Source organism: Streptomyces sp. 3N207 (assembly GCF_052246355.1).
In the GTDB taxonomy this organism is placed as follows: domain Bacteria; phylum Actinomycetota; class Actinomycetes; order Streptomycetales; family Streptomycetaceae; genus Streptomyces.
In genome coordinates, this window is the sequence record NZ_JBQQBV010000012.1 from 166,156 (window position 1) to 180,867 (window position 14,712).

Consider the following 14,712-nt stretch of genomic DNA (forward strand, 5'->3'; position numbering starts at 1 on the left):
GTTGTGCCAGGTCGGCGTACGCCGGGCGGCGTAGCGCGGGCGATCGGGAGCGGCTGGGGGCGATCATCTCCGAGGGCCACGTCCGGCTGCTTCTGGCGGCAGTTGCAGCCGGTGTTCGGGCCGGCCTGGCCCACCGTCGGGTTTCAGGTCGAGCATGGTTTCACCGGTCGGCGTCGAGGACGGACGTGGGCCCGCCTCCCGTACAGACAGACAAGGACCTCCATGGGATTCACGTCAGACACAGCGATGCCGGCCCTCTGCGGAAAGATCGCGCTGGTCGCGGGGGCCACGCGGGGGGCCGGGCGCGGCATCGCGGTCCAGCTCGGCGCGGCCGGTGCAACGGTCTACGTCACCGGCCGCACGACTCGGCACCGGCGCTCGGAGTACGACCGGCCCGAGACGGTCGAGGAGACCGCGGAACTCGTCACCGCAGCGGGCGGAACCGGCATCGCGGTGCCGACCGATCACCTGGTGCCCGAGCAGGTCCGTGCGCTGGCCGAGCGCATCGATGTGGAGCAGGGGCGGCTCGACGTGCTGGTCAACGATGTCTGGGGCGGCGAGCGGCTGTTCGCGTTCGACAAGCCGGTCTGGGAGCACGACCTCGATGACGGACTGCGGCTGCTCCGGCTGGGCGTGGAGACACACGCGATCACCAGCCACTTCGTGCTGCCCCTGCTGGTGCGGCAACCGGGTGGGCTCGTGGTCGAGATGACCGACGGGACATCCGCCTACAACGAAAGGAACTACAGAAACTCCTACTTCTACGACCTGGTCAAGAACAGCGTGTTGCGCATGGCGTTCGTGCTCGCACACGAGCTGAAGCCACATGGCGGGACGGCGGTGGCGCTCACCCCGGGCTGGCTGCGCTCGGAGATGATGCTCGACACCTTCGGCGTCACCGAGGACAACTGGCGCGACGCGCTGGCCGAGGTGCCGCACTTCTGCATCTCGGAGAGCCCGGCGTACGTCGGACGCGCGGTCGCGGCGCTCGCCGGTGACTCCGGCGTCGCGCGCTGGAACGGTCAGTCGCTGTCCAGCGGGCAACTCGCACAGGAATACGGTTTCACCGACCTCGACGGCTCGCGCCCGGACTGCTGGCGCTATTTGGTGGAGGTCGCAGACGCCGGCAAGCCGGCGGACGCGAGCGGGTACCGGTGACGGTCACCACTCACGGCCCGCGGCGCTGGATGGCATCAGCCGTTCGTCCGCGCGGGCCGGGCGAGCGTGCCGTGGGCCGGGAGCCTCGTTGCCGTTGCCGGGCACGACCGGTCGTCACGACCACCAGGAGAGGGCTGTCGGGAAATGGCGCCGATACGGCGATCACACCGGCCTCCGGCGAGATCACCCATGGCAAGCGCGCCTGCCTGATCCGGAGGCACTGGTCACGATTCCCGCCGCAAGATCACCCACGTTGTCGCGCGGGGTACGGTCTGTCTGTGATCTACCTGATAGGCGGCCCGCCACGGGTGGGCAAGAGCACACTTGCGTGGATGCTGCTGGACCGGGACGGCATTCCGGGATGCCCGACGGATGCTCTGGTTTCGATGCTGCAGCGCGCTGCGCCCCAGCATGGTGTGCGGCACGGTACGCATCCGGACAAGGCTGCACGGGCGCAGCCCTTCCTCGTCGAGTTCGTCCGTGCCACTGCGGAGAGCCTTGACGACTCCGACCCTCTGGACGGCTATGCGGTCGAGGGCGACATCATCACGCCCGCGGTGGCTACGGCTGCCGCCGGTCTCGGGATGCCGCTGACCTGCGTCTTCCTCGGAAACACGGAGTTGACCACCGAACGCCTGCGGTCGGCCCCGGACTGGCTCGACGGAGCCGATGACACCACCTACCGGGAGATCGCCGTGTGGGTCAGGGAACAGAGCACTGCCCTGCGCGAAGCCTGTGCGGCCAGCGGTCATGTCTACGTCGAGTTGGGGGCGGACTACACCCAGGGCCTGGAGAGGGCCTACTCGGCGCTGGTGGACGGCGCCTGACGGTCCCGCGTCAGCACCCGGGGACACCTGTTCAAGGATTCCGGCCCCCCCGGCGACACAGGGCGACGCATTCCGGACCGGCCGGATTTCGATGCCCGCTCCCAGCGGGCAGTGCCGCGCGATCTCTTCCGCCGAACGGGGTGCCGTAACAACTCGTAGACAGGCCGAGTGATCAACCCTGGAGTGGTGTCGGCTTCAGCAGGCTGACCCCGCAAATGGCAGCGAGTTCCTCGGCGGCCTGTGTGAGGGGCGCTTGCAGGGCCTGGAGTTCGGCTCGCATCTTGCCGCTCTGCTCCCAGTTCTGCTCGTGTTCGATGGCACTCATCGCCGGAGGACGGCTCGCCTCGTACTGCTGCAGAGCTGTGTGCCACCGAGTGAGGAAGGGGCGCAAGTGCACGTTCAGGATGCTTGCCGCAATGCCTGGGAGCAGGAGGGGGATCGTGGCTTCTTCCGCGACACGGTGCAGAGCGTCCCGTGCGGCGGTGAAGAGGGTGTGCAGGGAGGACAACGCCTCGCGCAATGAACCGGCCTCATCGGCCAAGGGCTGGACCCCGATACGCGTGACGAGCTCCACCTGGAGATCGAAAGCTGCCGCTCGCTCGATCGGCCCCGGAGTGGGGACGATGCGGGAGACAGCGGGAACGGACGGTCGGCCGACCTGCGAGGTGGGTCCGGACGAGGCCAGGGAGTGCAAGAGCGTTCTGCGCAGGTCCTCCTGACGGGCCGTGTCTGTGTCATGTCGGCGTACTGCTCGGGCGAGGAGAGGGTGAATCGTCCATGCACGGTGCTGGTACGCCTCAGGGCGCAAGGCCCCGGCACCGAGCAGTGAGTCCAGCGCTTGACCGATCAGACCGTTGACTTCCCAGGGCTCGTACGGTGGAACCGAGGCGAGGGCGGTCTCCAGAGCGGACTGACTCAGCGGTGCCGGACACGCGAGTGCGAGGAGCCGCAGCACGTCGTTCGTAGGAGTGCGTCCGGTCAGTGGCCGCGGCAGCAGGGCGGTGGCAACTGATGGGCGGTCACCAGCGGGCTCGCGGGAGGCGAGCATGTCGGTTCCCGGAGCGTGAAGGCGGTTCCGCAGGCGACCGAAGTCGCTCGACGTCGCATGGGACGCAAGAAGAACGAGAGCTTGCGGATGCCCTCCGACATCGCGGACGAGCGCTTTCCCGGCGGCTTCTTCCAATTCGTTCTCGGGGATATGCAGCGAGGTCAAGAGCCGATAAGCATCCGCGTCGGAGAGCGGCGCCAGGTCGATCGTCTCGGCGAACGCCGTGTAACGCAGTGATCGTGTGGTGACCAGGGTGGAGGCCAGCAGATGCGGGGCCCGGACGAGATGAAGCTGCTCGTCCGTGAGGCCGTCGGGCAGTCCGTCGATGACCCACAGACAGGGAAGACCACGCTCACCGAAATGGATTGCCAGTCGACTCAGCAGCTGTGCCAAGCCCGCGTCCGTGGGCCTCTCCAAGGCGAGCGCATCCATCACCGTGGCTACTTGTTCCGCAAAGCAGTTCATGACGGCGCTTCCGGAGGAACTCTGCGCAGAGTGCAGGTCGAACCAGAAAATTCCCCCCGGAAAGGCAGATCGGAACCGCAGCGCATACTCCTGGGCGACCAGCGACTTGCCGATCCCGGGCATCCCACGTAGCTGGGCCGCACGGCTCGCGCCATGCCCGGCCTGATGGATGAGCGGCATACGGTGACGCTGCAGTGCTGAATGAATGCGCCACTGTTCCGCAAGGCGTCCGATGAAGCGTGCCGAGCCGACTCGCGCGGGTGCCGGCAGCCAGGGCACTCCGGCCAAGTCGCCGATGTCCGCGTTGGCATCTCCTTCACCCAGGGCGGATTCCAGGCTCGAAGCGGCTGCGGCCACTCGTGAGGAGAGCTCGTCCATCGCGTCGTTCGTCTCCGGCCAGGAACCGTAACGTGCGTCGCGGAGTTCCAGCGGGTGAATATGGTCGTCCCCTGCCTCGGGGTTGACCACCAGAACGCGCCGCCGCGGATCTCCCTCCCGCTGCCCGGCCAGATAGGCGTAGGTCAGTTCCCACTGACAGGCGCGACGCTGAGGGTAATCGTAGGAGTACAGAGCCAGCAGAATCTTGGACCGGTTCAGACTGGACGCAATCGTGGTGCTGATGGAGGCGAAGTCCTCAACAGCTGTGTCGTCGACGAATACCCGCATCCCCTGCTGCCGGAGCGCGGAGGCCAATACTCCGGCGCGCTGGGCATCGGAGCGGCTGTAGCTGACGAAGACATCCCAGTCCACCGGCACGGGCACGTCCGTCATCGACTGTCTGTTCATCAGCCCCCCAGGACAGTCCGTCCCGCAACTGGATCAACCGCGAAAATCAGCCGGGGGGGGGGTGCCGAAAGAGAGGCCGGAATACTGAGCCTGCGGGAAGCGCCGGATCGAGACATCACCCGGACATCATGCGTCATCTCGTGCACGCGGCCACAACAGCCTCCGTCAGCTGGTCGTGCCCGGCTCCGTCGGATGCTGCGCGGGGACCGTTTCCCCGACGGTGCGGCCAGGGCGCGGTAGGTGCCGTTCCGGGTCGCGCAAGCCGGCGATCTTGCCGAGCCCCACGATGTAGGGACGGAGACGGAGCTGCAGCTCGCGGAGCTCCTCGCGGAAAGCCAGATTCTCCGGCCAGGCGGCTTCCCCGCCTTCCGATGCGGAGTTCTCCCATGTCTGAAGCAGGGGATGCCACTTGGCGAGGAACGGGCCCAACTCGGTGTTGAGGATTTCCAGCACCAACTCGTGAACCGAGTCGCCCTTCGAAGACGGCAAGGGGGCAGCCCCGGATTCCAGCGGCTCACGATAGAGGTCGAAGAGATTCTTGAGCGAGGTGAGCGCTTCTCTCAGATTTCCGCTGCCGTCTTCCAGCGGACGGGTTGCCACCCGCGTCGCGGCTTGAAAGAAGGCGCGCTGGGCCGCTTGCCGCATATCCGTCGTAGCTGTGAACGTCATCGTGCTCCCCAGCACGACAAGGCTCACCTCGGAGAGCTGGACCGATCTGCGGTAGAAGTCCGCCCCGACGGCCACCCCGATCCCCACGAGTCCGCCCACCACGACGGACAAGAGTTGCCCTCCGGTCCGACTGATCGAATAGGCGGCGACACCCACAACTGCCCCGCCTATACCGGCCAACAGGATGCGTGCCGTTGTCCGTGCCGCAGGAGCGGTGAGCCTGAAACGACCCGTCGCCATCGATCCTCCCCTACATCCCCTGGGCAGCACCGTAGGCGTAAGGCTTGTGCTCGAACAAGATCGCCCAGGTGCGGCTCTACGGACGGCGGGACGGCAGGAACCGCAGGAGAGGCCGACAGCGCGGGCGTCGAGCCATCCGTTCTCCCCGCACGACTTCTGGTGCCCGGTGCCGCAGATGCGGGCGAAAGAGCTGTTCGTGCGTGTCCATACGCGGTCAAGCAGGAAGAAACAGGTCATAAACCATAAGCTCGTCCGCAGGCGAGCGAGAGTGTGACGACATGAGACCTGTCCTTGCGCGGGGTGGATGGCGTCTGGCGGGGCAGATGCTGCTGTTCCAGGTCGGGGTTCTGGTGCTTGTCGTCGGCATCGGTGCTGCGGTGAGTGTGGGGTTCTCGCTGCGGGCCGCGAACGCGGAGAGCCGGGAGAAGATGCTCGCCATCAGCCAGACGCTCGCCCGGGCCCCCAGCGTGATCAGCGCCGTCCAGTCCTCGGATCCCTCTCGGGAGCTGCGGCCGGTGGCGAGGGCGGTGCAGCGGGACACCGGAGCCAGCTTCGTCGTGTTCATGAGCCCGGCCGGGATCCGCTACACGCATCCGAACCCGGCCCAGATCGGACGGCACTTCGTCGGCAACATCGGGCCGGCCCAGCGCGGAGAGACGCTGACCGAGACCTACCGCGGCACGCTGGGCGAATCCGTGCGTGCTGTGGTGCCGATCAAGGACGACGGCCGGGTGGTGGGCCTGGTCTCGGCAGGGGTGCTGCTCCGGCAGATCAGTACGGAGGCGTCGCGCCAGATCCCGATCCTGGTGGGGCTGGCGGTGGGGGCGCTGGCGATCGGTGCCGCGGGCTCGTTCCTGCTGGCACGCCGGGTGCGCCGGCAGACGCTGGGTCTGGATCCGGCCGAGATCGCGCGGCAGTACCAGCACCACGACGCGGTGCTGCACGCCGTGCGTGAAGGCGTCCTGCTCGTGGACGACGACCGGCGGCTGACGCTGGCCAACGACGAGGCCCGCCGGCTGCTGCAGCTGCCGGAGGACGCCGAGGGCAAACGGGTGGACGAGCTGGAGCTGCCCCCGTACAGCACGGCGCTGCTGGCCTCGGGGCGCGAGGCCACCGACGAGATGATCACGGTCGGGGACCGGCTGCTCGCGGTCAACCAGCGGCGCACCGACGGGTACGGTGTCCCGGCCGGCACCGTGGCGACGCTGCGCGACTCCACCGAGCTGCGGGCCCTGACCGGCAAGGCCGAGACCGCGCGGAAGCGGCTGAAACTGCTCTACGACGCCGCCGCGGACATCGCCACCACCCTGGACGTGACCCGGACGGCGGAGGAGCTGGTGCGGGTGGTGGTGCCCCGGCTCGCCGACTTCGCCAGCGTCGATCTGGCGGAGCCCGTACTCCGCGGTGAGGAACCGGTCATGGCCCACGGGCTGGTTCCGGTGCACCGTGCCGCGGTCCACGGCATCCGCGAGGACCACCCCCTCTTCCCGGTGGGGACCGAGCTCACCCTGTCGCCGGGCACGCCGCAGGCCGCGATGCTCGGCGGAGCGCCGGGGGTTCTCATGAGGGATCTGCGCAGTGCCTCCCGGTCCTGGATGGCGGTGGACCAGGAACAGGCGCAGCGTGTCATCGACTACGGGATCCACTCCCTGGTCCTCGTCCCGCTTCGTGCCCGGGGAGTGCTGATGGGCATGGTCAACTTCTGGCGGGCCGGTGACTCCGAACCGTTCGGCCAGGAGGACCTCTTCCTCGCCCAGGAACTCGTCGCCCGGGCGGCCCTGGGCGTGGACAACGCCCGCCGCTACACCCGTGAGCACGCCACCGCGGTGACGCTCCAGGAGAACCTGCTTCCCGGCGCCCACGTCACCCACAACGCCCTGGAGGTGGCGCACCGGTATCTGCCCGCGCAGGCCCTGGTGGGCGGGGACTGGTTCGATGTGCTGCCGCTGGCGGGATTCCGGGTCGCGCTGGTGGTGGGGGATGTCGTGGGCCACGGCCTCCAGGCCACGGCCACCATGGGCCGCCTGCGTGCGGCCATCCACACCCTCTCCGACCTGGATCTGCCCCCCGACGAACTGCTGGCACGGGTGGACGAGTTGGTCAGCCGTATCGATGTGGAGGAGACGGGCCCGGACCGGACGCCGGTGGCCGGGGCCACCTGTCTGTACGCGGTCTACGACCCGGTCGGCGGACACTGCACACTGGCCCGTGCCGGGCATCTGCCGCCCGCGCTGGTCACCCCGGACGGGGCTGTGGAATTCCTGGACCTGCCGCCCGGTCCGCCGCTCGGGGTGGGAGGGATGCGGTTCGAGGCGGTCGAGCGGCAGCTTCCCGAGGGAAGTCGTCTGGTCCTGTACACCAACGGCCTCGTCGAGGACCGCAGTCGGGACGTCGACGCCGGAATCGAACTTCTGCGCGGGGCCCTCGCCGGCAGCGGGCCGACACCGGAGCAGACCTGCACCGAGGTGCTCAAGACGGTGCTGCCCGCGCACCCGTCGGACGACGTCGCCCTGCTGGTGGCCCGCACCCGGACGTTCCGTTCCGACCAGGTCGCGCAGTGGGACGTCGAGCACGATCCGACCGCGGTGGGGCAGGTGCGCGCCGTGGCCACCGAGCAGCTCGCTGAGTGGGGGCTGGAGGAGACGGCGTTCACCACCGAACTGCTGCTCAGCGAACTGGTCACCAACGCCATCCGCTACGGCACGCCGCCCGTCCGGGTCCGGCTGATCCGGGACCACAGCCTCTTCTGCGAGGTCTACGACGCCAGCAGCACCTCGCCTCATCTGCGGTACGCGGCCGAGACGGACGAGGGCGGGCGCGGCATCTTTCTCGTCGCCCAGCTGGCCGAGCGGTGGGGCACGCGCTACACGCCCGGGGGGAAAATCATCTGGGCGGAGCAGGTCCTTCCCTGAAGCCGCCGCTCAGGCGGGGCGAGTAGCGTGACGCCATGCGGTGGTTGAGGTTCGGGGTTTTCGCCGACGACGCGGGCGTGGAGTTCGTCGAGGACGTCATCCGGCGGGAGGCGGCGGCCCGGCGCGCGACGGTGGTCGACCTGCGCGCTCTGAGCGGCGATCTCGGCGGCGGTGTCAGCGCGGAGGAGCTGTACGGCGACCTGCGCGAGCAGTGGGCGATCGAGCACCCGGGGCAGGACGCGGGTGCTCGGCGGCCGATGGAGGTGGCGGTGCGGGTGAAGTGTTCCCTGCGGGTCTGGCGGGCGCTCCGCAAGGCAGTCATCCGCGGCCTGTGCCCGGAGGGCGACGCTCCGCATGTCTGCCGGGTGCCGTGGATGGCGCGATAGGGCGTACCCGGCATGGGGGACGCGCCCCGCCAGGGGCGCGGGGAACTGCGCAACAGGCCACGACGCAGCCGCAGCCTGCGGGCGGCGGGCAGGGGCACCCCCTGGCCGGAACCCGGGAGGGACGGCGCGAGATCCGCCGGGCAAGCCCTGGCGGCGCGGCAAGCGGCGCGGCGATGAGTTTCCGCGGGCTCGCCGGTCTGCACTCCTGAACGTCGTCGAAAACGAGGAGGCAGCCATGACCGAGCTGGAGACCCGCACGCTGGAGGTTCCCGGGGCCACGCTCCAGTACGACATCCGGGGCGAGCTGAAGGACGCCGGGGCGGACGGGAGACCCGTGCTGATGCTGGTCGGTTCGCCGATGACGGCCGACGGGTTCGGCACGCTCGGGTCGTACTTCACCGACCGCACCGTGGTCACCTACGACCCGCGCGGGGTCGGCCGCAGCGTGCGTACCGACGGGGCCGCGGAGCAGCTGCCGGAGGAGCACGCCGACGATCTGCGGCGGGTGATCGAGGATCTGGACGCCGGTCCCGTGGAGCTGTTCGGCAGCAGTGGCGGCGCGGTGAACGGGCTCGCCCTGGTGGCGGCCCACCCCGGACTGGTGCGGACGTTCGTCGCCCACGAGCCGCCGACGGTGCAGGCGCTGCCGGACCGCGAGGAGGCGCTGGCGGTCTGCGCGGACATCTACGACACCTACCAGCGCAGCGGAATGGGCCCCGCGATGGCCAAGTTCATAGCGGTGACCAGCAGGAAGGGGCCGTTTCCTGCGAGCTGGGCCGAGGAGCCCACGCCCGACCCGGCCGGCTTCGGACTGCCGACCGAGGACGACGGCTCCCGCGACGACCCCCTGCTGCGACAGAACATCCGCGGCTGCACCGGCTACCGGCCCGACTTCGACGCACTCCGCGCCGCTTCGACCCGTATCGTCGTCGCGGCCGGCAAGGAGTCCGAGGGGGAGCTGGCGGCCCGCGCCGCGGCGTCGGTCGCCGACCGGCTCGGCATCGCGCTGACCGTTTTCCCGAGCCACCACGCGGGCTTCCTCGGCGGCGAGTTCGGCCAGCAGGGCGAGCCGGAGGCGTTTGCGGCTGCGCTGCGCGAGGTGCTGTCCGCCGACTGAGTTGCGGTACGCCCTTTCCCGTACCCCACCCGTACAACTGTTCCCGTATTGTGGGGCACATGCACGGCGATGGACCGATACGGAACCGGACGCCGCGAGCGGACAGGGTTGATGTCGATGTTGTCACCGCTGTGCACGCCGCGTACGCCTCCTTCCTCCCCAACCTGTGGAAGTCGCTCCGGGAGCAGACACATCCCCGCTGGACCTGGTGGGTCGAGATCGACGGCGCAGCCGACGAGGTCACCGAGGTACTGACGGGATGCGGCGCGGTGTTGGACCCCCGGGTGCGCATCGGCGTGCACGGGGGCGCAGCGCTCGGCCCCGCGATCGTCCGCAACCTCGCCCTCCACCGGGGGCAGGCCCCTTACGTCCAGACGGCCGACGCCGACGACGAGTTGGAGCCCGAAGCCCTCACCCGGCTCGTCACCGCGCTCGCCGAGCACCCCGGCGCCGGCTTCGCGCTGGGCCAGGCCAGGGACCTGCTGCCGGACGGCCGACTCCGCGAGGTCTCCCTCCCGCTGGCACCCGGCGTGTTGGAACGCGGCACGCTCGCCGCGCACTGGGTCACCACCGAGGACACCTATCGGCTTCCCGCGGTCCCCGCCGCCGCCCTGTACATCCGCGATCTGGTGACCGTGCTCGGCGGCTGGCAGGCGGCCGCGGGGATGGAGGACACCGCACTGCTGATGGCCGCCTCCGCGGCGACGCCCGGTGTGCTCATCCCGCAGGCCACCCTCCGATACCGCAGGCATGCGGAGCAGCGCTCGAGGCACGCCCGGAGCTCCGCCGTCGAGGGGCCCCAGGTCCGCGGCGTACGCAGCCGGGTGGCTGGGCTGCTGGCCCTGCCGCCGTGGGAGGCCGGGTGACGGGCGGAGCACTTCCGACTGTCCGACTCGGGGCCGTCCGACCCCCGGCCGTCCGACCCCCGGCTGTCCGACTCCGGGCTGTCCGGTTCCCGGCGGTCCGGCTCCCGGCTGTCTGACTCCCCGCTGTCCGCTGCCGACCCGCTCAGCCGTCCGGCAGCGCCGATCCGTTCAGCCAGGCGGGGAGCGGCCGGTAGACCGTCAGCGTGCCGCCGGACTTGTCGAGGAGCATGGCCGGCGCGGAGGGTGCCGTCTCGCCGTCGTACGAGCACAGGGTGCCCTCCGGTATCCCGGCGAGGTGCAGTCGGCGTCCGCGCGCTGCGGCATGCACCGGGGAGCGGTGCAGTACGCCGGCGAGCGCGGAGGCCACCAGGCGGGTGCGGGCCCAGCGGCCGGCGCGGACGAGGTGGATGTCCAGCATGCCGTCGGAGAGGTTGAAGCGCCGCGCCCCGCCGGGGCCGCCGCCGACGGTGTGGTACGAGCAGTTGCCGACGAACAGCAGCCACAGCGACCGCCGTCGGCCGTTCACCCGTACCTCGAACGGGCGCGAGTGGCGCAGTACGTGCACCGCGGCGACCAGCCCGGCCGCCCACGGTCCGATCCGGTCGCGCCAGCGGTCCCGTACCTCGACCAGGTCGCCGTAGGCACCCAGGCTGAAGGTGTTGACGAAGTAGCCCGGTTCGGGCGAGCGGGCCTCCTCCGCCGCCTCCTTCTCATCCTCCTCCTCTGCTCGACGCGACTTGCGCGGTGGCGCGAAGCGGACCATGTCCACGGCGATGGCGTGCCCGGAGGCGAGCGCGTCGGCCAGATCGGCGCAGCGGCCGATACCCAGGTCGAGGGCGAGGTGGTTGTGGGTGCCACCGGGGAGCACCGCGAGCGGCACCCCGTGGCGGAGCGCGGCGCGTGCTCCCGCGTTGACCGTGCCGTCGCCGCCGAACACCCCCAGCGCGCCGCCCTCTTCGGCCGTCCGCCGCGCCTCGTCGGCCAGCAGCTCGGTCAGCGGTCCCGCGTCCGGGTCCCAGTGCACGACCCGGGCCGCGGGCAGCGCCTCGCCGATCTCGCGGGCGGCCGATGCCGAGCCCGAGCCCGGGTTGACCACCACCGTCAGACCGCGCCCCTCCGGCAGCGCAGGGGCCGCCACCAGGGGCTGCGCGGGCGGTACTTGTCGCCGCGCGTCCAGTACGGCGCGTACCCCGAAGGCGGCGGCGGTGCCGAGCGCGGAGCCCACCAGAACGTCGCTCGGGTAGTGGACGCCCGTGTAGACGCGGGAGAACGCGACCGAGGCGGCCACCGGCACCACCGCCGCGCCCCAGCCGCGCGATTCGAGCGCCACCGCGGTGGCGAAGGCGGCGGCCGACGCCGAGTGCCCGGAGGGGAAGGAGGTGCTGGTCGGCAGCCGCTTGAGCCGCCGGATCACCGGTACGTCGTCCAGCACCGGGCGGGTGCGGCCGAACGCGCCCTTGCCGACGGTGTTGACCACCGCCGAGGTCACCGCGATGGAGGCCAGCCCGCGCAGCGCCCCCCGCCGGGCGCGGGGTCCGCCCGCCCCGGAGAGCACGATGGCCGCCGCCGTGCCCAGCCACAGCTTGCTGTGGTCGGCGGTGCGGCTCAGCCGTGGCAGTACGCCCTCGCCGCGCGGCCAGTGGCGCAGGGCAACGGTGCGGAAGAGGGCGCGGTCCCAGGCACTGAGGGTCCGGACGACGGTGCCGCGTACCCCTTCGGCACCGGCGCTCACGCTTCCGCTCGCTCCCCGGTGTGTCTCCATCGGTGGTGCCCCCTCGCTCCCGTCGCATCCGTCGTACGTCACGGGCGGAGTGCCCAATGCCGGACGGGACACACCGGAGTCAGCCCGAGGAGCGACGGGAGCGGCGCGGATCAACCAGTGCGTGCACCATGACGACCAGCAGCGGGACGGCCGCGCCGAGGGCCAGGCCCGCGAGTACGTCGGTGGGCCAGTGCACGCCGAGATAGACCCGGCCGGCCCCGGTCAGCAGACACAGCACTGCCGTACCGGTCCACAGCAGGATCCGCGCCGCGCGGGAAGCCATCCTGACGGCGAACACATAGGCGAGGACGAGCAGTACGGCAGTCGCGATCACCGTGTGCCGGGAGGGGTAGCAGAAGCCGTGTTCCTGGACCTCCCACAGCTTCGCGGGCGGCCGGCTGCGGTCCGTCAGGTGCTTGGCGGCCGTCGCCACCACGAGTGCCAGCCCGGAGGCGGCGCCGACCAGCAGCAACGGCCGCCAGGAGCGGTCCCGCCAGGCAGGCCACAGCGCCAGCAGCGCCGCACCGATGAGCAGCGGAGTCTGCGAGACATGCGTGAGGTATCGCACCGGCCCGTTCAGCACGTCCTGCCGGTGCCCCACCACTTCGGTCAGCACCGTCCGGTCGAGGAGGCCCGTACCCTTCCCGAGCACCAGGTACGTGGTGGCCGCGAACAGCAGCAGGCTGACCCCCAGCCCGGCCCCCAGCGGCAGCAGCCGGGTCCGCCGGGTGGGCCCGTCGTGCCCGGGAAGCCGCCGGGCCGCGCTCCCCGCGGGCACCGGCACCGTGACCGGGGCCAGGTGCTTGAGCAGCCCGCGCGGGTCGACGGTGTCGGGGGTCTCGCGGATCGCGGTGGCTTGGGACGATTCCAGGGGAAACTGGCCGCTCATCGGTGGGCTCCTCCTTGTGGGCCGCTGAGGGCACGTAGCCCTCAGTAGAGCGGCAGCCGACCACGGGTGCGAGCGGGGAGCCGCCGGCCGGGTGGCCGTCTCAGGGCTTGACGGCGTGCAGGACGCGCATCCCGCGGGGGCCGGTCTCGTGATGGCGGACCCGGAGGCCGACCTCGGCGCACTGCTCCTCAAGCCGGCCCGCCGTCAGCCGCAGCTTGGGGTACGCGCTGGTCTCCAGGTGCCAGCCGGCACCGTCGCGGGTGTGCAGCAGGTCGTGGACGAGGAGGGTGTCCTCGTCCACGTACTCCAGGAAGCAGGTGAGGATCCGGTCCTCCGTGCTGCGTACCGGAAGGAAGCGGTCCGTGCCCCGTGCCACCTTTTCCTGCTCGCGGTAGGTGGCGACGAAGCTGCCGCCCTGGGCGAGTACGCCGGAGATCTCGACCAACAGCGCCAGGACGTCCGAACGGTGGGGCAGGTGCGGAAGGGTGTCGCCCAGACACAGCACGACCTCGACGGAGCCGGAAGCGACGGTGCGGGGGTAGCTGCGGATGTCGTCCCGCACCGGCCGTACCGCCGCAGCGCCGGTCTCCGCGGCGTGCCGCACGAGTTCGTCGAGCAACTCCTCGCTGGTGTCGACGGCCGCCACGTCGGTGAAGCCGAGCCGTGCCAGCGCGAGGGCGCCGGGCCCCGGACCGGCGCCGAGGTCGATCGCGAAGGAGCCGGCGCCCGGCTGCTCCCGCGGCAGGCCGAGCCCGCGCAGGAGATCGAGCTGCGCGCTCACCGCGGCCTCCAGGTCGCCGCCGAGCATCCAGGTGTAGTGCGGGGCGAGGAGGGAGGCGTAGTGGGCCTCGTACTGGGCTGCGCCCTTGGCCCTGCCGGCGCCGGTTGCGGCTGTCATGGGCGGTCCTCTCCTTCTGCGGATCCTTCTGCGGGCTCTTCCGCGGGCTCTTGTGCGGGCTCTTGTGCGGACGGGCCCTGTGCGGGGTGGAGGCCCGCCACCGCGGACTGCCCGGTGCGGACCCAGGCGGCGAGATCGGCGAGATAGACGCTGCTCAACGACGCCTCCAGCGCGCGGCCGAGCGCGGCCCGGTAGATCGGCGTGGTGTCGGCGTACCACCGGCGCCCCAGCGGGGTGATCCGCGCGGCAACGGCCCGTCTGTCGCCGGGCGCCGCGGCGCGCTTCGCCAGCCCGCGTCCCTCCAGCCGTGCGACGAGCCGCGTCACGCTGCTGTCCTTGAGTCCGATCCGGTCGGCCAGCTCCCCCATGCGCAGAGCGGTCGCCTCTCGGCCTTCCACATCGTCCTCGTCTTCGGCGTCGGCGCGGCTGAGTGCGCACAGCGCCCGGTACTCGGACAACGGAAGGCCGTGGCCGCGCGAGAGGGTCTCGTCCAGCTCGCGTTCGACCCGCCCCAGCAGCCGTACGGCCATGCACCAGCGGTCATCCTCGGCATCGTCCGCCGGACGCGGCGGCTCCCCGTCCTCTGTAGTGATCGTCACGCAGGAAGCCTAGGAGGAGATTACCTGCTTGTACAAGCAAATAACTCGGCCGCCGGTCGCCTTGGCCGTCACGCCTGGCGCGAGCACTCG

12 protein-coding genes are annotated in these 14,712 nt (G+C 70.8%); 6 read left to right on the forward strand and 6 right to left on the reverse strand.

The features are described 5' to 3' along the window. The first annotated feature begins 222 nt into the window (after positions 1–222). Together ACTWP9_RS20295 and ACTWP9_RS20300 are read left to right on the forward strand one after the other, a co-directional pair. Entirely contained in the window at positions 223–1,158 is a 936-nt protein-coding gene (locus ACTWP9_RS20295; protein WP_443247638.1) for an SDR family oxidoreductase, read from the forward strand. Positions 1,159–1,436: 278 nt separating this feature from the next. After that, the gene (locus ACTWP9_RS20300) at positions 1,437–1,985 is read left to right on the forward strand and encodes a hypothetical protein (RefSeq protein WP_443247639.1); all 549 of its coding nucleotides are present in this window, start codon (positions 1,437–1,439) and stop codon (positions 1,983–1,985) included. 172 nt (positions 1,986–2,157) lie between these two features. On the opposite strand, the gene ACTWP9_RS20305 is transcribed toward ACTWP9_RS20300, so the two are convergent. Then, a complete protein-coding gene (locus ACTWP9_RS20305; protein WP_443247640.1) occupies positions 2,158–4,269 on the reverse strand; it encodes a TIR domain-containing protein in 2,112 nt (703 codons plus the stop codon). A 180-nt stretch (positions 4,270–4,449) separates the two neighbouring features. After that, positions 4,450–5,109, reverse strand: a complete 660-nt coding sequence (locus ACTWP9_RS20310) for a hypothetical protein (protein ID WP_443247641.1) — start codon at positions 5,107–5,109, stop codon at positions 4,450–4,452. A gap of 362 nt (positions 5,110–5,471) precedes the next feature. Here ACTWP9_RS20310 and ACTWP9_RS20315 point away from each other — a divergent pair, with 362 nt between their 5' ends. From ACTWP9_RS20315 to ACTWP9_RS20330, 4 genes are all read left to right on the forward strand, one after another. Then, positions 5,472–8,105, forward strand: a complete 2,634-nt coding sequence (locus tag ACTWP9_RS20315) for a SpoIIE family protein phosphatase (protein WP_443247642.1) — start codon at positions 5,472–5,474, stop codon at positions 8,103–8,105. 35 nt (positions 8,106–8,140) lie between these two features. Then, on the forward strand, positions 8,141–8,491 hold the full coding sequence (locus ACTWP9_RS20320) for a hypothetical protein (RefSeq protein WP_443247643.1): 351 nt from the start codon (positions 8,141–8,143) through the stop codon (positions 8,489–8,491). 235 nt (positions 8,492–8,726) lie between these two features. Further along, a complete protein-coding gene (locus ACTWP9_RS20325; protein WP_443247644.1) occupies positions 8,727–9,608 on the forward strand; it encodes an alpha/beta fold hydrolase in 882 nt (293 codons plus the stop codon). 59 nt (positions 9,609–9,667) lie between these two features. Continuing rightward, positions 9,668–10,474 carry a glycosyltransferase gene (locus ACTWP9_RS20330; protein WP_443247645.1) on the forward strand — a complete coding sequence of 269 codons (807 nt, stop codon included), beginning with the start codon at positions 9,668–9,670 and terminating at the stop codon, positions 10,472–10,474. Positions 10,475–10,616: 142 nt separating this feature from the next. On the opposite strand, the gene ACTWP9_RS20335 is transcribed toward ACTWP9_RS20330, so the two are convergent. From ACTWP9_RS20335 to ACTWP9_RS20350, 4 genes are all read right to left on the reverse strand, one after another. After that, complete coding sequence (locus ACTWP9_RS20335; RefSeq protein WP_443247646.1) at positions 10,617–12,236, reverse strand: bifunctional phosphatase PAP2/diacylglycerol kinase family protein; 1,620 nt, start codon at positions 12,234–12,236, stop codon at positions 10,617–10,619. A 79-nt stretch (positions 12,237–12,315) separates the two neighbouring features. Then, positions 12,316–13,125, reverse strand: coding sequence for a phosphatase PAP2 family protein (locus ACTWP9_RS20340; RefSeq protein ID WP_443247647.1), 810 nt, complete (start codon positions 13,123–13,125; stop codon positions 12,316–12,318). A gap of 100 nt (positions 13,126–13,225) precedes the next feature. Next, a complete protein-coding gene (locus tag ACTWP9_RS20345) occupies positions 13,226–14,023 on the reverse strand; it encodes a class I SAM-dependent methyltransferase (RefSeq protein ID WP_443247648.1) in 798 nt (265 codons plus the stop codon). Then, positions 14,020–14,622 (reverse strand): MarR family winged helix-turn-helix transcriptional regulator, encoded by a 603-nt coding sequence (locus tag ACTWP9_RS20350; RefSeq protein WP_443247649.1) that lies wholly within the window; start codon positions 14,620–14,622, stop codon positions 14,020–14,022. The genes ACTWP9_RS20345 and ACTWP9_RS20350 overlap by 4 nt, the downstream gene beginning before the upstream one ends. Positions 14,623–14,712: the final 90 nt, after the last annotated feature.

Excerpts from the sequence above, each read along its gene's own strand:
- ACTWP9_RS20295 (WP_443247638.1), top strand. The coding sequence starts at position 223 with ATGGGATTCACGTCAGACACAGCGATGCCGGCCCTCTGCGGAAAGATC.
- ACTWP9_RS20305 (WP_443247640.1), bottom strand. The coding sequence starts at position 4,269 with ATGACGGACGTGCCCGTGCCGGTGGACTGGGATGTCTTCGTCAGCTAC.
- ACTWP9_RS20315 (WP_443247642.1), top strand. The coding sequence starts at position 5,472 with ATGAGACCTGTCCTTGCGCGGGGTGGATGGCGTCTGGCGGGGCAGATG.
- ACTWP9_RS20320 (WP_443247643.1), top strand. The coding sequence starts at position 8,141 with ATGCGGTGGTTGAGGTTCGGGGTTTTCGCCGACGACGCGGGCGTGGAG.
- ACTWP9_RS20325 (WP_443247644.1), top strand. The coding sequence starts at position 8,727 with ATGACCGAGCTGGAGACCCGCACGCTGGAGGTTCCCGGGGCCACGCTC.
- ACTWP9_RS20330 (WP_443247645.1), top strand. The coding sequence starts at position 9,668 with ATGCACGGCGATGGACCGATACGGAACCGGACGCCGCGAGCGGACAGG.
- ACTWP9_RS20335 (WP_443247646.1), bottom strand. The coding sequence starts at position 12,236 with ATGGAGACACACCGGGGAGCGAGCGGAAGCGTGAGCGCCGGTGCCGAA.
- ACTWP9_RS20340 (WP_443247647.1), bottom strand. The coding sequence starts at position 13,125 with ATGAGCGGCCAGTTTCCCCTGGAATCGTCCCAAGCCACCGCGATCCGC.
- ACTWP9_RS20345 (WP_443247648.1), bottom strand. The coding sequence starts at position 14,023 with ATGACAGCCGCAACCGGCGCCGGCAGGGCCAAGGGCGCAGCCCAGTAC.